At 58.0% G+C, this 18600-nt stretch carries 17 protein-coding genes; all 17 read right to left on the bottom strand.

Annotated features, from left to right (window positions below):
• Nucleotides 1-2 precede the first annotated feature (2 nt).
• Nucleotides 3-1295 carry a beta-lactamase family protein gene (locus tag HZB34_07160; protein ID MBI5315733.1) on the bottom strand — a complete coding sequence of 431 codons (1293 nt, stop codon included), beginning with the start codon at nucleotides 1293-1295 and terminating at the stop codon, nucleotides 3-5.
• Nucleotides 1237-1749 (bottom strand): DivIVA domain-containing protein, encoded by a 513-nt coding sequence (locus HZB34_07155; protein MBI5315732.1) that lies wholly within the window; start codon nucleotides 1747-1749, stop codon nucleotides 1237-1239. The genes HZB34_07160 and HZB34_07155 overlap by 59 nt, the downstream gene beginning before the upstream one ends.
• A 19-nt stretch (nucleotides 1750-1768) precedes the next feature.
• Entirely contained in the window at nucleotides 1769-2065 is a 297-nt protein-coding gene (locus HZB34_07150) for a YggT family protein (protein ID MBI5315731.1), read from the bottom strand.
• A complete protein-coding gene (proC, locus tag HZB34_07145; GenBank protein ID MBI5315730.1) occupies nucleotides 2065-2871 on the bottom strand; it encodes a pyrroline-5-carboxylate reductase in 807 nt (268 codons plus the stop codon). Before proC ends, HZB34_07150 begins: the two co-directional genes overlap by 1 nt.
• 234 nt (nucleotides 2872-3105) lie before the next feature.
• Nucleotides 3106-3840, bottom strand: a complete 735-nt coding sequence (pgeF, locus tag HZB34_07140) for a peptidoglycan editing factor PgeF (protein ID MBI5315729.1) — start codon at nucleotides 3838-3840, stop codon at nucleotides 3106-3108.
• A gap of 44 nt (nucleotides 3841-3884) precedes the next feature.
• Nucleotides 3885-5081 (bottom strand): cell division protein FtsZ, encoded by a 1197-nt coding sequence (gene ftsZ / locus HZB34_07135; protein MBI5315728.1) that lies wholly within the window; start codon nucleotides 5079-5081, stop codon nucleotides 3885-3887.
• Between the two features lie 54 nt (nucleotides 5082-5135).
• Nucleotides 5136-6380 carry a cell division protein FtsA gene (gene ftsA / locus HZB34_07130; GenBank protein MBI5315727.1) on the bottom strand — a complete coding sequence of 415 codons (1245 nt, stop codon included), beginning with the start codon at nucleotides 6378-6380 and terminating at the stop codon, nucleotides 5136-5138.
• On the bottom strand, nucleotides 6377-7246 hold the full coding sequence (locus HZB34_07125; GenBank protein ID MBI5315726.1) for an FtsQ-type POTRA domain-containing protein: 870 nt from the start codon (nucleotides 7244-7246) through the stop codon (nucleotides 6377-6379). The genes ftsA and HZB34_07125 overlap by 4 nt, the downstream gene beginning before the upstream one ends.
• Nucleotides 7243-8253 (bottom strand): D-alanine--D-alanine ligase, encoded by a 1011-nt coding sequence (locus tag HZB34_07120; GenBank protein ID MBI5315725.1) that lies wholly within the window; start codon nucleotides 8251-8253, stop codon nucleotides 7243-7245. The genes HZB34_07125 and HZB34_07120 overlap by 4 nt, the downstream gene beginning before the upstream one ends.
• 4 nt (nucleotides 8254-8257) lie before the next feature.
• Nucleotides 8258-9208 carry a UDP-N-acetylmuramate dehydrogenase gene (gene murB, locus HZB34_07115; protein ID MBI5315724.1) on the bottom strand — a complete coding sequence of 317 codons (951 nt, stop codon included), beginning with the start codon at nucleotides 9206-9208 and terminating at the stop codon, nucleotides 8258-8260.
• 4 nt (nucleotides 9209-9212) lie between these two features.
• Nucleotides 9213-10604 carry a UDP-N-acetylmuramate--L-alanine ligase gene (locus HZB34_07110; GenBank protein MBI5315723.1) on the bottom strand — a complete coding sequence of 464 codons (1392 nt, stop codon included), beginning with the start codon at nucleotides 10602-10604 and terminating at the stop codon, nucleotides 9213-9215.
• A 64-nt stretch (nucleotides 10605-10668) separates the two neighbouring features.
• Nucleotides 10669-11796, bottom strand: coding sequence for an undecaprenyldiphospho-muramoylpentapeptide beta-N-acetylglucosaminyltransferase (gene murG / locus HZB34_07105; GenBank protein MBI5315722.1), 1128 nt, complete (start codon nucleotides 11794-11796; stop codon nucleotides 10669-10671).
• The gene (gene ftsW, locus HZB34_07100) at nucleotides 11793-12989 is read right to left on the bottom strand and encodes a putative lipid II flippase FtsW (protein MBI5315721.1); all 1197 of its coding nucleotides are present in this window, start codon (nucleotides 12987-12989) and stop codon (nucleotides 11793-11795) included. Before ftsW ends, murG begins: the two co-directional genes overlap by 4 nt.
• A 32-nt stretch (nucleotides 12990-13021) precedes the next feature.
• Nucleotides 13022-14431 (bottom strand): UDP-N-acetylmuramoyl-L-alanine--D-glutamate ligase, encoded by a 1410-nt coding sequence (gene murD, locus HZB34_07095; protein MBI5315720.1) that lies wholly within the window; start codon nucleotides 14429-14431, stop codon nucleotides 13022-13024.
• Between the two features lie 4 nt (nucleotides 14432-14435).
• On the bottom strand, nucleotides 14436-15512 hold the full coding sequence (locus HZB34_07090) for a phospho-N-acetylmuramoyl-pentapeptide-transferase (protein ID MBI5315719.1): 1077 nt from the start codon (nucleotides 15510-15512) through the stop codon (nucleotides 14436-14438).
• 66 nt (nucleotides 15513-15578) lie between these two features.
• Nucleotides 15579-17078, bottom strand: a complete 1500-nt coding sequence (gene murF, locus HZB34_07085; GenBank protein ID MBI5315718.1) for a UDP-N-acetylmuramoyl-tripeptide--D-alanyl-D-alanine ligase — start codon at nucleotides 17076-17078, stop codon at nucleotides 15579-15581.
• Nucleotides 17075-18592 carry a UDP-N-acetylmuramoyl-L-alanyl-D-glutamate--2,6-diaminopimelate ligase gene (locus tag HZB34_07080; protein ID MBI5315717.1) on the bottom strand — a complete coding sequence of 506 codons (1518 nt, stop codon included), beginning with the start codon at nucleotides 18590-18592 and terminating at the stop codon, nucleotides 17075-17077. The genes murF and HZB34_07080 overlap by 4 nt, the downstream gene beginning before the upstream one ends.
• Nucleotides 18593-18600: the final 8 nt, after the last annotated feature.

Below are 18600 nucleotides of genomic sequence, written 5' to 3'. Positions count from 1 at the left end.
TGTTACACAGGCACAAACTCCCGGTATACCAGGTCGTGGATATAGGGACGGAAGGTCTTGATCTTTTCGTTCCTCCGGTTCGGATGTACCCGGTTGGACAACAGCACGACTTCTAATTCGCACCGCGGATCAATCCACAGTGACGTCCCGGTATACCCTAGATGCCCGAACGACTCCTCGGAAAAAAATGACCCTGATGATGACGGAGCTGATGGAGTGTCCCATCCCAACGCCCAACTCGATCCGGCGGACAGTTCTTGGCGGGCTGTAAACTGTCTGACAAGCCCTCCGTCCAGCATCGAACTTCTTCCATGATAACCGCTGAGCCAGGCCCCGGAGACAACCAGCACCGATTCGGCAGTCCCGAATAACCCGGCATGACCAGCAATACCACCCATAGCCGCTGCGTTTTCGTCGTGCACCTCCCCGCATAGTAACCGATTGCGCCACTCATCCCATTCGGTCGGCGCGATTCTTGAGATGTCAACGGCCGAGCATCCAACTTCGAGTTGGACTTGCCCTGCCGTGGGGCAGAACAGCAGAGGATCGGCCCCTAACGGCCGGAAGATGGCTTCTTCACACCAACGATCGAGCGCAACTCCACTGAGACGCTCCACCAGTAATCCTAACAACATGAATCCAAGGTCGCTGTAAATGCTTCGCTCCCCGCGCGCATAGATCAACGGTTCGTCGCGAATCATGCGCAATACTTGTTGTTTGACGGGTTGATCCCGGCTAGAAAGCCCGGAGATAATCCCTCGTGCATCAAGCCGTTCATAGAAAGGTCGCCATCCTGGCAGACCCGAGCGATGGGTTAAGAGCTCCCGCACAGTGGCCTGACCGATCGGTGTCCCTTCAAGTTCGGCGAGTATCTGTTGAACGGGATCCTCAAGAGAAAATTTGGCGGCCTGAATCAGGAGCAAGATGGATGTGGCCGTTGCCAGCGGTTTCGTGAGAGAAGCGAGGTCATAGATGGTACAGGCTTGTACTGGAGCCCCGAAGGGCTCTGAAGACAACCGCCCTGCCATGGCCACACATTGCAACTCACCGCGCAGGCGCACCGCCAGTTGGGCACCAGGAAATACACCGTCGTCAACGGCCGATTGCAGTGCGGCCTGGAGGACACGAGAGGTGGCCATAGGCAAGACATCTGTCATGGGCGCGGGAATCTGCTGCTGGGCGGCGAGAAGAAAACCGGGATCAAAGCAGGGCCAAGGACCGGCCAGATCCAACAGATCAGAGCGCCGGGCTCGATTCTCCTTCGAGCTTCTCTTCCGATGCGGCCGCGGCGTCATGCAACGCTTCCCGCTCTTCCACTTCAAATAAACGCTCGAACATCCGCAACGACGCGCGCAATCGTTCAATCATGAGCAATCGCTGTTTCTGGAGCGACGAGATGTCGCTCTGCATATCGGTCAGCTCGACCCTGGCCCGATGGATCAACTCCCCTGCCTTCAGTTCAGCCTCCTTGATGACGAGCTCCGCCTCCCGCTGGGCATTCCGCTTTACATCATCGGCCAGCGATTGAGCAGACAAAAGGGTGCTCGATAATGTCGCTTCCGTCCGCTTCAATTCAGCAAGCTGCTGCTCCAAAAACATGATCTTTTCTCGCTGAACTGCATTGTCCCGATTCAACGACTCGATCGTCTGTGCCAATTCTTCAAGAAAGCGGTTGACCTCCTCTTTGTCATACCCGCGCATGCTGACCTTGAACACCATTTGCTGGATATCAAGTGGTGTAATTTTCATGGCATCCCCCATGGTCATCTCAGTTCATCCTCATAGCAAACTCTTCGAGTGATTGCACAACGGCCTTCTGCAAAAAAATAATGATCAGTATCACAATGATTGGTGACACATCCACCCCGATCCGCAGCCCAATCATCCGACGAATCGGCGCCAAGATAGGTTCGGTCACTCGATTGAGAAATTGCACAATGGGATTCCATGGGTCCGGATTCACCCACGAGATCAGCGCACGGGCGATGATCACCCACATATAAAGCGTTAGGACATAATCAAGTATTATCGCCACTGCCGAAAGAGCATTGCCCGCAACAAACATCAGCGCCCCAACTCCTTCGACCGTGTGGTGGCCGCTTCGACCGCCGCCATCAGCGCAGCACGAAATCCCCGTTGTTCGAGCTGATGAAGCCCGGCAATAGTCGTGCCTCCGGGAGAGGCTACTCGGTCTTTCAGTTGAGCGGGGTGCACTCCTGATTCAAGCACTAAACGAGCCGAGCCGAATACAGTTTGTGCCGCAAGGAGTTCGGCGGTCTGCCGCGGCAGACCCACCATGACTCCCCCGTCCGCCAATGCCTCGATGGCCTGAAATACATAGGCCGGCCCACTGCCGCTCAACCCGGTCACCGCATCCATGAGTCGTTCTTCAACAGCCACCACGCGACCGACAGTTTCGAATATCGTTCGAACCAGGCCAGCATCATCGTCTGATACCCCTACACCCATTGCAAGAGCGGTCATACCCTCCCGAACTAAGGCTGGAGTATTTGGCATCGCACGGACCACTCTCGCCGCGCCGCCTGCCTGTTCTGCAATCGTCCGAATCATGACCCCTGCCACAATCGAAATCACAAGTCCATGGACCAGGTGAGGACCAATCTCGCTGAGCACAGCAGGAAGCGTCTGAGGTTTCACGGCCAAGACAATGACGTCAGCCCAGGCGACAGCCTCACGGTTGGCAGACCCGACTCGAATGCCGAACTGACCTTTTAAGCGATCACGGCGCTCGGCAACGGGATCCGTCGCCCATATCGACTCAGCAGAACAGACCTGCCCCGAGAGAAGGCCGCTGATCATGGCCTCAGCCATCTGGCCACCCCCGATGAACGCGATTTTCCTCGTAATCATTCGACTAGACACATGCCCTCCTAAGTCAGCAGCCCATCCGGTAGTCCTGACTTCCGAGGCTTATGCTGGGCTTACTCACAACTGGGATGAGTATTCTCGCCAATCCCAATCGAACCAGCGTCCATACGCCTAGTGTTCTGGCTGGCAAGACGTGCAACGTCGTCTCTCGGACGTTCAACGATTATTCTACCGAAACCGCTTGGCAATTGTCAGTGCCCGCACCAGGACGCGTTCCTATCGATGAGAAAGCAGCGTAATTCCACTGATCATTGTCCCGTTCACGCGGCCTTCTCGTCGATACGAATAAAAGAGCTGATCTTGGCAAATGGTACAGAGATTCACTGCCGAGACAGAGGATGCAGGCACACCCTGCCTCTCCACTTGCCGTCGGATCAAGGCCTTGAGGTCCAGTCGAGCCTTGTGTCCTCGATAACCCCGCACGACTGACTGCCACTCAGGTAATTCTCTTCGAAGCTGGTCGAGCACCGGATCGTCGACTTCATAGCAACAGGGGCCAGCCGAAGGCCCAATACTGACCCGCAGATCAGACTCCGTCGATCCAAATCTGGTTGCCATCAGGGTGATCGTCCTCGAAACGACCCCTGCAACTGCGCCTCTCCAGCCTGCATGAATCGCCGCAACAACACGTCGACGCGAGTCATGCACGAGCACAGGCACACAATCCGCCGTGCGCACCGCCACCGTCACGCCTGGCTGATCGGTCACCAATGCGTCCCACCCACCGGGGAACTGATCCGACTCAGTAAGGGGACGATCCACCACCAAGGCATCGGTTCCATGTACCTGTTTGACAGACAGCAGCCAGCCACTTCCCGGCACCCTGGGCCGACGAACGGGTATTCCTATATCAAGCGCCAGAGAATCCGCATGGCTGCGCGTGCCGAAGAAATGTCGGACGCCGTCGCGCGCAGACGAGAAAGCAGGAACCGTGATGACCCCTGTCCCCATAGCCATACTCCCTTCAGACTACTAACGTTTGCAGCCCTCGCAGCTCAGTCAGCCTGCTTGCGCAAAAACGTGGGCACATCCCACTCATCGTCAACAACCGCCGCAGTCCGCTCCATCGACTCCCTTGCATCTCCCATCCGCCTCAAGAAGGTTGGGCGGTCAAGATCTTTGAGGGGTCGCTCCCCGTACGACCGTTCTCCCACCGCCTGTCCAACACCAGCCATCGCCTGTTGCCCAGCGCGAGAAGCCCGGGCCGCAGCTACAGGAGCCTGAGCAGACGGCTCCTTCAGTTCAAATCCTGTGGCGATCACTGTCACGACCAGGTCATCACCCATATCCGGGTTGATCACCTGCCCCACAATGATATTCGCTTCAGGATCGGCTGTCTGTTGCACAATCGTGGCCGCTTCCTCGATTTCATGCAGCGACATGTTGGGCCCACCGGTGATATTCAACAACACACCACGGGCACCTTCCACGCTGCCTTCTTCCAGCAACGGGCTGCAAATCGCCTTTTGCGCCGCTTCGATCGCCCGATTCGTCCCGCACGCCACCCCCATGCCCATCACCGCACGGCCCGTATGCGACATCACAGTGCGGACATCGGCAAAGTCCACGTTCACATGGCCTGTGGTCGTAATCACATCCGCAATCCCTTGGATCGCCTGCCGAAGGACGTCATCGGCCACCTTGAAGGCTTCGAGCAACGGTGTCGCCTTGTCGACGATGCCGAGCAACCGCTGATTTGGAATCACGAGCAACGTATCCACATGGCGACGGAGGTCTCGAATCCCTTCATCCGCATGAATCATTCGGCGGTGACCTTCATATGAAAAAGGCTTCGTCACGACCCCGACCGTCAGGATACCGAGTTCGCGCGCGATACTCGCCACGATCGGTGCAGCACCAGTCCCGGTTCCACCACCCATTCCCGCAGTCACGAAGACCATATCGGCGCCCTCAAGACACTCCCGAATCTGATCTTTGCTTTCCAACGCAGAGTCTTTCCCGACTTCCGGCTTGGCCCCAGCGCCGAGCCCTCTGGTCCTCTCAGGCCCCAGTTGAACTTTATACGACGCACGCGACCGATCCAATGCTTGTAGGTCGGTATTCGCGGCAATAAAATCGACCCGCGCCAATCCAGACATGATCATGGTGTTCAGAGCATTGCACCCGGCGCCTCCGACACCGATCACTTTGATCCGAACAGGGGACACGACATCCTCTTCAAATGAAAACATCAAGACACCTCCCTTGATAGAATCCGCGTCACGGCCATCCGTCTCGCAGAGTGGTTAAAAGAACTCGAACATCCAGGACTTCATACGATCGAATACCTTGTACAACGGCCGTCCGCTCCGCAGACCGGCCGTGGCCATCTCCTCAGCATGGTGCCGGGCGTGGAGCAACAGGCCGACACCTGTGGCATGCATGGGATTACTGACGATGTCGCGAAGCCCTCCAATCCCGCTAGGTGCACCCCGTCGGGCCGGAAGATTCAAGACCTGCTCAGCCGCATCAGGCATCCCTTCTAACAACGACGTTCCGCCTGTCACGACCACCCCCGCCCCCAACATGCCCTCGTAGCCGGCGCGCGTGATTTCCCGACGCACCAGCTCGAATATTTCTTCGACACGCGGCTCAAGAATCTCAGCAATGTCACGGCGGGAAAACGTGCGTGCAGGGCGATCCCCAACAGACGGAACCTCTACCGTTTCATGGCCCTGCACCAACCCTGTTCGGGCGATGCCGCGATGTAGCTTGATCTTTTCGGCTTGCGTCTGAGAGGTCAGCAACCCGATCGCGAGATCCTTCGTGAGATTCTGCCCACCAATCGGCAAGACCGCGGAGTGCCTGATGCTCCCGTCGAGGAAAATCGCAAGGTCCGTCGTTCCACCACCCAGATCGACCATGGCGACTCCCAGGTCACGCTCTTCCACGCTGAGGACAGCCTCACTGGACGCCAGAGGCTGCAGCACCATATCCACGACATCGAGCCCCGCGCGGTTCACGCACTTGATGATATTTTGCGCTGACGTCACAGCACCGGTAATCACATGCACGTTGACTTCAAGACGGTTCCCGGACAGGCCCAGCGGCTCCCGAACCCCCTCCTGCCCATCCACCATGAATTCTCGCGGCAGCACGTGAAGAATCCGTCGTTCATGAGGAATGACCGCCAGGGTCCGTGCGCTCTCGATCGCACGATGAATATCTTCACGCGTCACTTCTGATTTTTTGAGCGCCACGACCCCCTTACAATTCTCCGCAGAGATATGGCTTCCGGCGATGCCGGTATACACAGAATTGATCTGGACCGCCGCCATCAGCTCCGCTTCCTCGACCGCCTTCTTGATCGATTCCACGGTGCTCTCGATATCGACCACCACGCCTTTTCGAAGCCCTCGTGACGGGCAGGATCCAACCCCGATGATGCTGAGCGCCCCTCCATCGGTGACTTCCGAAACTATGGCGCAAATCTTCGTAGTCCCGATATCCAACCCCACAAGAATTTGATCACGCTTCGGCACAGCCCTCACACCCCTTCCCGCACAATGACGCGATTGTCATAACGCAGATCGATCTCGCTTACTTCACGTTTCCGACCATCGAGTGAAGCAGACTTGAATGAGGGCCTGACTTTCTGAAACCGCTCCCATTGATCGACTAGAGAATCGTCACCGAATTGGAAACGCACCCCATTGGCTGACGCCACCACATTCGAGGAATTCGTGAGGTCAATTTCAACCCGCCCGTCGAAGGTTTTGGCAATGAGTTTGGCCAGCACGACCCCGGATTGCACCGCATTGCGGATTCCTGCCTCGCCGCGTTGGAGAGCCTGGGGATCCAGCCCGGTCAACAGCGGCAACGTCCGGTCATCCTGTCTGCCCAAGTGAGTCAGCAGGTACCCGTTCTCATCGCTCAACCAATGGTCCGCTCCGCTCCGAACGATGGCGGCAGGCATGCGTTCTACTATGGCGACATACAGGAGATGCGGGGGTCTGCGTTCGACCTCCGCCTCTTTGATCCAGGCATGCGCCCGCACGCGCTCAGCGAGAAACGACGTGCTGACTTGATGGAGTCCCATGCCAGGTTTCAAGACGAGCCGCTCCACTACTTCCCCCTTCGTCACACGGTGCATGCCTTCAACCTCTACTTCGCGGATCTCCAGCCAGCTCTGAAGAACCGGCCCCATCTCTTGCGTGACGATGGCCAAGACCCACGCCAATGCCCCAAGACCAACGATCCACCGCCCCACGCGCAACACACATCGCCCCTGCGAGAGGAGTCTCTCCCGACGCGCCTGTTGCCGGTGATCCGACATCTGACTCGCACGCGCACCCTTCCATTGGTTCACCCGGGGACCGACTTCTCTCACTGCTCGCTTCCGGAACAGCAACCTCATCGGGCACCCCCTCCGCCTGACAAACGGTCGAGACGGGCTGCACGAACGAGGGCTGACTCAAGAATCCGTTCTGTCAGCTCGTCATAGTCGATCTCTGCCTGCGCCGCCGCCATCGGCAGCAAACTTGTTTCGGTCATGCCCGGCACCGTATTAATCTCCAACACCACGGGGCGGCCGCGCAGGGTGATACGAAAATCGACCCTGGCGGCACCTTCACAGCCCAGTACCTCATAGGTGCGCAGCGCCAAGGCCTGAATCTGCCGCGTCACCGACCTCGTCAATGGCGCGGGACAGAGATATTGCGTTTTCCCCGACTCATACTTCGCCGAAAAATCGTAGAAACCTCCCGGAGCGACAATTTCGACGGCTGGGAGCACCAATGGAGAGCCTTCGCGCCTCTCAATGACCGGCACGGTGACTTCATGCCCCGGGATATAGGCCTCGACCATCGCATCCACATCGTAGCGGTGGGCCAGGGCCAGGGCATCGCGCCATTGCGCGGGCTTCCGCACGATGGTGACGCCGATCGTGGACCCCTGCGATGCTGGTTTCACCACGACAGGCCAGCGCAATTTCGCTGCCTTCATCACTGTGGCCTGTGAGGCCTTCGCCCCCCGCTTTACAACTGTGCCGGCCGGCACGGGAATACGCGCCGAGGTCAAGAGGGTTTTCGTGGTAACTTTATGCATGCCAATCGCACTGGCTTGGATACCGGATCCCGTATAGGGAATTCCCAGGGTCTCAAGAAATCCTTGGATCGCGCCATCTTCACCGCCTGGCCCGTGTAATGCGAGAAACACCACGTCGATCTTCTGGTCGCGCAAATCCTGATAAAGCGTCGGCCCGACATCGATCGTCACTGCGTTGTAGCCACGCCGGACCAGCGACCGATGCACCGCGGTCCCCGTCCGGAGCGACACATCACGTTCGGCTGATTGCCCACCCATCAGGACCCCGATCCTGGCTCGGGTCAGAAGGGGTCTCTCTGTCGGAGAAGGCTCACTCATACAGCTAGGGCTTTCCTACAATTTTGAGTTCAAGATCCAACCGTACGCCGGTTCGGCGGCGAATAGCGCTACGGACCTTCCCGATCAGAGCAATCACGTCCGCCGCGCGCGCCCCCCCCCGATTTACGATGAAGTTGCCATGCTTCAACGAAACCTCTGCATCACCGACGCGTACCCCCTTGAAGCCGGCTGCCTCAATCAGTCTGCCTGCTGAGTCGCCTGGAGGGTTCTTAAATACACAACCAGCGCTTGGCAACGCGAGCGGTTGCGTGTCCCGTCGATAGTGGAGATAGTCCTTAACCATTCGCTCAATCTCTGATCGAACCCCTTGCTGCAACTGAACCCATACCCCCACGACGATACCGCGCGGCAGCAAAGCCCGGCGATACTCGAACCCCACCCGAGCTGCCGGCACATCTACGACCTGACCATTCATATTCACCATGCGAACGGCCTTGATCGAATCCTTCATTTCTCCGAGCTTCGTACCGGCATTCATCACCACACAGCCGGCCACAGTCCCTGGAATTCCTGCCGCCCATTCCAGTCCCGCCAGGGAATGACGGATGGCATGGCCGATCAACGTCGGCATCCCGACTCCCCCTTCGGCATAGAGGGTAAACTCCGGTTCTTCTTCGATCCCCCGCAACCTTGCTAGGCTGATCACAATGCCGCGGATTCCCCCATCCCGGACGAGCAGATTCGTCCCGCCCAGAACGAAGAACGGAACCTTTCGCGCGCGTGCCTGCTGGACCAGCAGACAGACGTCCTCAATATCAGCCGGCTCAACTAAGACATCCGCCGGCCCTCCAATCTTGAACGACGTGTAGTCTCGCAATGGAGCCTGGAAAGACACGGTCCCTCGGAGCCCTGCCACAGCAGCCCGTAGGTCTGCTTGCGTAAATTGCGCATGAACGTTCGCAGCTGTCCTGACACGTTGGCCACCCCGCTTCATGGCATCACGTAACGGTGTTCAATCGAGTCAACAGCCCAACCCCCGCCTTCCAGATATCCCCGGCCCCCAATGTGATGAGGATGTCACCTGATTTCAGATGGGGCAACACCTGATCTACCAACTGATCTTTTTCTTCCACAAAGGTCACAGAAGGGTGGCCGGCCGCACGAACGGTCTCGGCCAGCTTGGCTCCTGACACTCCGGGAATCGGTTGCTCTCCCGCCGCATAAATGTCCGCCAAGAACAAGACATCCGACTGGTCGAACGCTCTCGCAAAATCCTCCAGCAAGTCTCGCGTTCTGGTATAGCGATGGGGCTGAAACAGCACCACCAACCGCCGGTCTCCCCACCCTTGCTTCGCTGCGGCCAAAGTGGCCTTGATCTCGGTCGGATGATGCCCGTAATCATCGACAACCATAATCCCCTTGGCTTCACCTCGCAGATGAAAGCGGCGCTCAACTCCGCTGTAGGCTGCCAATGCTTTTCTAATGAGGTCCACCGGCACATCCAATTCAAGGCCGATCGCAATCGCCACCAGCGCATTGGATACGTTGTGCCTGCCAGGTACCGCAAGACGGAACGGGCCCAAATTGCGCCCACGATACTGCGCCCGAAAGTCGGCACCCCATTGACTCATGTTGATCTCTGTCGCAAAAAAGTCCGGCAGGATGCCCTCATGCTCACTGAGTCCGTAGGTCTGATAGCGCTTCACAATGTTCGGAAAGAGCGCCCTGAGCCGATCATCGTCGGCACACAATACGGCTAATCCATAGAAGGGCACCTTATTGATAAACTCGAGAAAGCATTCGTTGATGCGCTCCATACTGCCGTAGTGATCGAGATGCTCCCGATCGAGATTCGTCACCGCGACAATGGTCGGAGACAGGCGTAGAAACGATCCGTCACTCTCATCGGCTTCTGCCACGAGGAGCTCGCCTCGCCCGAGGCGGGCATGACTCCCCAACGCATTCACTTTTCCCCCGATCACCATGGTCGGATCCAACCCGCCCTGGGCCAGCACATTGGCCACCATCGACGTCGTCGTGGTCTTCCCGTGCGCACCGGCGATAGCGACTCCAAATTTCAGTCGCATCAATTCCGCGAGCATCTCGGCCCGAGGAATTACGGGGATCTGTCTCGCTTTGGCCGCTGCGACCTCGGGATTCTGCACCGACACGGCAGAGGAGATGACCACCACCTGCGCCTCTCCTACATTAGACTCCTGATGTCCGACAAAGATGCGGCCGCCGAGTTCTTCCAACCTCCGCGTCGTATCGGAAGCCGCCAGATCCGAACCAGTCACTTTGTACCCCATCGTCAGCAACACCTCGGCGATGCCGCTCATCCCAGACCCCCCGATTCCTACTAAGTGAATCTGTTGAGTCTTGCGAAACATCGATGCGCGCCTTACTCCACCGACCAGGGGATGTGATTGTGAATCCTGTCTGCGTTGCCCAATTTCATCGGATCCCTTCCGCTCCAACAGAGTGGTTGACATCATGATGCCCCCCCATGAGTAGGTAACATTCGCGAACGATCGCCTCGGCCGCATCTATTCGTCTCATCGACAGACTGGCCTCTCCCATGCCTCGCAATCGCTCCGGATCCCCGAGAAGGCCTGCCACTGTGCGAGCCAACACGGACCCTGTGAGCGTAGATTGCGGGAGCAGCACGGCCCCCCCTGCCGCCTCCATCACCCTGGCATTTTTCGTCTGGTGGTCATAGATAGCCGACGGCAGAGGAATCAGGATGGCCGGCTTTCCACAGGCTGTGAGCTCGGCCACTGTCATGGCTCCGGCTCTCGCGATGACCAGATCCGCCTCCCGCAACGACGCGGGCATATCGTAGAGGAATCGCACGGCCTCAACCCGTGACTCGACGCCGGCGAGACGATAGGCCTCAGCCACCCGCGCATGATCCGACTCGCCGGTCTGATGAGTGACTGTGAGCTGTGGCAGCTGCGCCATCAGTTCGGACAACGCTTCCATCACCGCCGTATTCACCGCCTTCGCTCCCTGACTCCCGCCGAAAACCAAAAGATGAAGCGGCCTCGATTTCTCACGGCCCCGGTAATCACCCTCAAGGAACGCCTTACGAATCGGGGTCCCTACTACACGCACCTTCGAAGGATTGAACGAGTCAGCCGCCGACTCGAACGCGAGAAAAACCCGATGCGCAAGCGGACCTACCGCTTTGTTGGCCATGCCAGGATTCGCATTGGGTTCAAGAATCACGCGCACCACCCCTTTCAATGCGGCAGCAAGAATCATCATGGGACTTGTGTACCCGCCAACCCCGATGACTAGATCCGCCCGTCTCACCTTCAGTATCCGTAGACACTGCCCTAAGCTCACCGGCAGAGCGCACAAGCCTGCCACTACCCCCCACAGCCCCTTGCCCATTACCGGCTTGGCGCTGATCAAGGCCAGGTCGAATCCCTCGTGGTTGAGCACATTCGATTCAAGCCCGCGAGCGGTCCCCACGAAGAGGACCGTTGTCGTGGGGTCGCGCCGGAGAAATTCTCGCGCCAAGGCCACAGCCGGATAGAGATGGCCACCAGTTCCTCCTGCTGCAATGACGATCATCATTCGTGATCCGACCCACCACGTCCACCCCGAGGCCCACCGGCATGCCGGTCGCGGGAGATACTGAGCAGAATACCCACTCCCGTCAGACTGACCACCAATGACGACCCTCCGTAGCTGACGAAGGGCAGGGTGAGCCCTTTGGTCGGCAACAGCCCTGTCACGACCGCCGCGTTCACCAACGCCTGGCCTCCGATCAATAGAGTAATGCCCATGCCCAGATAACGGCCGAACGGCACCCGGGCACGCGCAGCGATCTGAAACCCCCGCCACACAAAAAATGCAAACAGCAGAGTCACAACGGCGGTTCCGATGAACCCCAGTTCTTCGCCGACCAGCGCCAGCACAAAGTCTGTATGCGCCTCCGGAAGAAAGTAGAGCTTTTGTTTGCCCTCTCCCAAGCCCACTCCGAACGGACCGCCGCTGCCGAAGGCCAAGAAGGATTGCGTGATTTGGAAGCCGGCATCCGACGCATCTTTCCATGGAGCCAGAAAGGTCATGAGCCGTTGGCGTCGATAACTCGAACCAAGGACCAGCACAAGCACGATCGGAATGGCGCAGAGGCCTATGGCCAAGAGATGGGAGATCCGTGCCCCGGCGAGAAAACACATGCCGACCGTCACCAGTCCCAGCACCAGGACCGTCCCCAAATCCGGTTCGAGCAAGACCAGCCCGCTCAGCAGGCCGATCACGATCAGGGCCGGCAGAAGGCCGTTGCGAAACAATGTAATCTTGTCTCCTTTTCTGGTCAGATACGCTGCCATGAAGATGACCGCCACGAGCTTGACCATCTCCGCCGGTTGAACCGAAAGAGGCCCTAACCGCAACCATCGCCTCGCCCCCTTCGCTGACACACCAAGCGATGGCACCAGCACCAAGACGAGAAGGAGCAACATGCATGCCAGCATCGGAATGGAGAGCTTCTTCCACAACGTGTAATCGATGCGTGACGCAAGCTGCATCAACACAAGGCCGAATGCGAGCCAGGCGATCTGCCGCTTCAGAAAAAACCCGGAATCCTGGAACCGGTTGCCTGCCACAATCGCGCTCGCGCTGAACACCATGACGAGTCCGACCAACGCCAGGATCATGGTGACCACAAGCAGAGTATGGTCCGACGCTACGCGCTGCTTGCCCGATCGTTGATTGGTCTGTGACCATGGAAGCGCCAGAGTCCCGGCTGATCGATTCGCCATTGCTCAGAGCCACCCCTCCCTCGCCTTGCACGTCACGCCGGCAAGGCATGGACCAATGCCTTGAATTGCCGACCACGGTCTTGATAGTCCGCAAACATGTCGAAACTGGCACAGGCTGGAGACAACAACACGACGTCACCCGGTGATGCTTCCTGCGCTGCAAGATCCACAGCGTCCCGCAAGGTAGCTGCATCAGTTATCGTGGCGGCACCCGCCCAAGCCAGTCGCAGCAGCGGTGCCGCTTCTCCTATCAGAATCACGCGCGTCACCCGTCGGCTGATCGCCCAGGTAAGTCGAGAAAAGTCACCACCTTTATCCCGTCCACCGGCAATGAGCCAGATCGGTTGATCGATACTCTCCAGCGCTTTGAGCGTGGCATCGACATTCGTGCCCTTCGAATCGTTGACGAACCGAACTCCTCGACGTTCACGGACAATCTCAAGGGCATGTTCGAGCCCAGGAAACGTCGTGAGCACTCGACGAATCGCGTCCAGAGGACATCCACACAGCACGGCATAGGTCGTGGCCGCCATGACATTGCCCACGTTGTGATTGCCGATGAGACGAATCTCGCTTCGACGACAAATCTCCTGCCGTATACCGGTCACCGTCGTCACGATCCGGTCGCCTTCGAGGTAGGTTCCTCCCGATAGATCAGCCCCGATCTTCGACGCAATCGCAAACCCGAGGTGCTTTGCGCGGACACGCTGCCGCAGTGCGGCCACCCGCTCATCGTCAAGGTTGAACAGGGCGAAGTCGGACGCGGTTTGATTCTCGAAGATCCGCTGTTTCGCCGCGACGTATTCATCCAGCGACTCATACCGGTCCTGGTGATCGACCGTCACGTTGAGCAAGGAAGCAATCCAGGGATGGAACCGGTCGATCGTCTCGAGCTGAAAACTGGAGACCTCCACGACAAGATAGTCATACGGGCTCGGCTTCCCTGACTGGCTGGCGTAAAGGTCTTCTACCGCCGCATCGCTCAAGGCAATACCCAAATTGCCGCCGACAAAGGCCCGCTGACCGCTCTCTGCGAGAAACTTTCCGATCAAAGTCACGGTTGTGCTCTTGCCATTGGTACCCGTAACAGCAAGGAGCGGGCTTCGGAGGAACTGCGAGGCCAACTCCAATTCGCTGATCACCTTCACGCCACGCCGACGCACCGCTTCGATCGGGCCCAGCCGATAAGATATTCCGGGGCTGATTACTACCAGATCCGCTTCATCGAGCGACGATTCGTAACCCGCCCCGACGCTCACACTGACATGATCACGGTCGATGGCCCCGAGGACTGACGTCAGTTCCCCCGATTCCTTCCGATCGGCCACCGTCACACGTGCTCCCGCCGCCTGAAGCAACCGGCAAGCCGACACGCCACTCCTGGCAAGTCCCATGACCGTGACACGTGCTCCAGCGAGTTCCACAGCCGCTTCCCCCACCATATGATCACCGGAGCTTTAAGGTACTCAGGCTCAACAAGGCTAATAAGATGGCGATAATCCACAAACGCACGACAACCTTCGGCTCCTCCCATCCTTTCATCTCAAAGTGATGGTGGATGGGTGCCATGAGAAAAATACGTTTCCCCCGCGATTTGAATGAGAGCACCTGAAAAATGACCGAGACCGCTTCAATCACAAATACCCCACCGACCATCAGGAGAAGCAGCTCATGCTTGCTGATCACTGCAACCGTGCCCAGCGCCGCTCCCAGGGGAAGCGAACCGACATCCCCCATGAACACGGAGGCCGGATAGGTGTTGAACCACAGAAATCCCAGACTCGCTCCCAAGATGGCTGCGGTGAACACCGCAAGCTCACCAGCGCCTTCGATATGCTGAATGAGCAGATAGTCCGACATGAGTCGATGACCGACAACATAGGCCACGATCGTATAGGCCAGGGCCGTGATCATGACCGGTCCGATCGCCAATCCATCGAGACCATCGGTCAGATTGACGGCATTGGAACTCCCGACAATCACCACTACGGCAAAGACGACATAGAACCAGCCGAGATCGGGAACGAAATTCTTGAAAAATGGGATGCTGAGCTTGGTTGAATAGCCGGGCATGAAATAGAGGGCCAACGCAATCGCCAAGGCCAGAGCCACTTGTGCCGTAAATTTCTGCGCCGCCGACAATCCCTTCGATTGAGCCTTGATGAACTTGAGATAGTCATCCGCAAATCCGATCGCTCCGAACCCCAACATGGCGGCAAGCACGAGCCAGACATAGGGCTTCGCGATGTCTGCCCAGAGGAGCGTCGACAGGACCACAGCGAAGAGAATAAGTATCCCACCCATGGTAGGCGTGCCGCTCTTCGCCAAATGACTCTTAGGACCGTCGTCGCGAATCTGCTGTCCCAGCTTCATGCTTTGCAACTTCTTGATTACCCGTGGGGCCAGCACAAAGGCGATCAAGAACGCCGTCACCGCCGCATAGATTATGCGGAAGCTCAAATACCGAAAGACGTTCAGAAACGAATAGTCCGTATGAAATGGATACAGCCAGTTGTAGAGCATGCCGCCTTTACCTTAACAATGAGCCTGTCCGCCCGGCCGACTTTTGCATGGAAATGGCTCCGCTCCTTACGAGGCCCGTTTGATGACTGCCCTCATCCCCATCAGAACCTGTACAACCTGTTCCAGTTTCAATCCGCGAGAGGCTTTCACCAACACGACATCACCTTGCCGTACAAGCTTCTTGAGGTGATCAGCCGCGGCGGCTGCATCGACTACTTCGTCGATCTGCGAACCTGCCATACCGCCCCTCCGGGCCCCCTCTGCGATATCCTGGCCCAGCGTCCCGCAGACGATCAACCGCGACAGCCCCTGCGTAGCGAGAAACTGTCCAACGTCTCGGTGCATCTGCCTGGTTTCAGGGCCAAGCTCCAACATGTCTCCCAACACGGCAATCCGTTCGCGTGCGGGACTCCACTGGGCCAGCAATTGGAGCGCGGCCCTCATCGAAGCAGGGTTGGCGTTGTAACAATCATTGATGATATGGACACCATGATGGGTCACGACCTGCGATCGCATCGCGGCAGGACGGAATCGGCCTAGCCCTTGGGCGATCATCGAACCGGACAGGGCCAGCGCAGCGCCGACTGCTGCGGCTGCGAGCGCGTTGGTGACGTTGTGAGTACCATGGACCTTGATTCGAATAGCGGTGGGGCGGCTTTTCCCAGGGAGGTGCAAGCGAAAGGCCGTTCCCTGGCGAACATCGAACGTGACCTCGCTCGCTCGGACATCAGCCATCTCCGAAAATCCGAACGACAGAACACGGCATTGTGCACGCGCAGCGAGGTAGCCAAAGTAGTGATCGTCGGCGTTGAGAATCGCCGTGCCATCGGCAGGAAGCATATCCAACAGTTCCGCCTTGGCCTGTGCCGACCCCTCCATACTTCCAAAAAATTCGAGATGATCGGGGCCGATATTGGTAATTAACCCGATCGTAGGCTTCACAATCTCACAGAGTCTGGTCGTCTGCCCCTGCTGATCCACCCCCATCTCAATGACAGCCGCATGATGGCGAGTCGTGAGCCGTAAAAGAGTCGCCGGTACGCCGATCCGATTGTTGAGATTCCCATCTGTCTTCAACACCGGCCACCGCTGGGCCAGCACCGCCGCTACCATATCTTTCGTCGTCGTCTTGCCGTTGCTCCCAGTCACTGCCATGATAGGGATATGGAACCGACTGCGATAATGGGTCGCCAATTGTTGGTAAGCAAATAGGGGGTCACGCACTCCGAAGAGAAAGGGCACGGGTTGCCTGTCGACCTTGCGTACCGCTGCAGAGCCAGGCGGAAGGCGGTATTGATCGTGAACGATGGCTCCGGCTGCGCCCTGAGCAAGCGCGGCAGGCACAAACTCATGACCGTCGTAACGGTCGCCTCTGAGCGCGACAAATAGATCACCGCGCCGAACTGACCTGGAATCAGTACTGATCTGTCTGATCAGGTGCTTCCCCGAGAAGGAGTCCGGTCCAGCGAGGACTTTCACGCTGATGACTTCTCGTATTTCCTCGACTGTAAAGAGTCCCATCGATTCCTCATCCTGTGCGATCCCGACCGTGGCTTGGGCTTTCACGCACAATCCCGCAATTGCTGAATCGCTTCGCGCGCCACTTCGCGATCGTCAAAATGAAACTTCTTGGTGCCGATAATTTGATAATCTTCATGACCCTTTCCGGCAATGAGCACCATATCGCCGGCGTGCGCCTCGCGGATGGCAACACCGATCGCTTCACGCCGGTCCGGTACCAAGTGATACTGCACATGGCCTCGCCGTGCTAACGCATCCCGCACGCCAACCTCTACCTCACGCAGAATTGCCATGGGGTCCTCGGTTCGAGGATTATCGGAAGTCAAGACCACCACATCGCTGTATTCCACGGCGGCGCGACCCATCTTGGGCCGCTTCCCTCGATCCCGGTCACCTCCACAGCCGAAGACAGTAATGATCCGACCGGCCTTCAACGTGTGGGCCGCCGTCAACAATCTGAGGAGTGCATCTTCTGTATGGGCATAATCGACGACGACGGTAAAATTTTGCCCGGAAGACACCCGCTCGAAGCGACCAGGGACATTGGTGATATGGGCGGTCGCTTCGCAGATCTGATCGGGCGTCGCCCCTTCCTGCAGTGCCACGCCAATCGCCCCCAGCAAGTTGTAGATGTTGTGCTCTCCGACCAATCGGCTCTCGACGGTAAACGTGCCCGCGGGAGTCGCAGCAGAGAAAGTGGTCCCGGCAAGCGACAGGCGCACTCGTTCTGCCCGGAGATCGGCTCGGTTCTGAATGGCATACCTCCAGACTGGCACAGAACAGGCTGCCAGAACCGCACTCCCACGCGGATCGTCCATATTGACGAATGCACGTTTCCCAGCCTTCTGTCCCCCGGCCAATCCGGTAAACAGGCGCAACTTCGCTTCAAAGTACTCATCCATCGTATGATGAAAGTCTAGATGATCCTGCGTGAGGTTCGTGAACACCGCCAGGTCGTACTCGCAGCCGGAGGTCCGGTCTAACGCAAGGGCATGGGACGACACTTCCATCACCGCGGCAGTGAGTCCGCTTTCGACCATCCTTGACAAGAGTTCTTGAAGATCCAGTGCGCCGGGCGTTGTGTGAGAAGCCGGAAGTGATTCCTGTCCGATCTGGTACCCCACTGTGCCGATCAACCCCACCCGCTGGCCGACCCCTTCCAATAACGCTTTACAGAGATAGGTTGTCGTCGTCTTCCCATTCGTGCCGGTGACGCCAATCATCTTGAGACGGGCAGATGGATTTCCATGAAATCGGCTGCCGAGAAGCCCGAGCGCTTTGCGCGAATCAGCCACCTGCACAAAGGGCAATGCCCCCGAAGGCACAGACGACTGGGCAATCACCCCAACCGCTCCCGCCTTGATCGCCTGGTCGATAAATCCATGGCCATCGACACGCTCACCCTTGACCGCAACAAATAGGCTCCCCCTCGTCACGGCTCTCGAATCGTCTGTAATGGCATGGACTAGACCGCTCGCATCGCCTCGCTGCTCCAAAATCTCGACGTGCCCACGGAGTGCGGCGAGCAATTGCTTGATCGTGACGGGATCGTGCGCCATGGCCGCCT

It is taken from the genome of Nitrospirota bacterium (assembly GCA_016219645.1).
Classification (GTDB): Bacteria; Nitrospirota; Nitrospiria; order Nitrospirales; family Nitrospiraceae; genus Palsa-1315.
The sequence above is the reverse complement of the archived record's forward strand: the minus strand, read 5'-3'. Positions and strand labels throughout refer to the sequence as shown.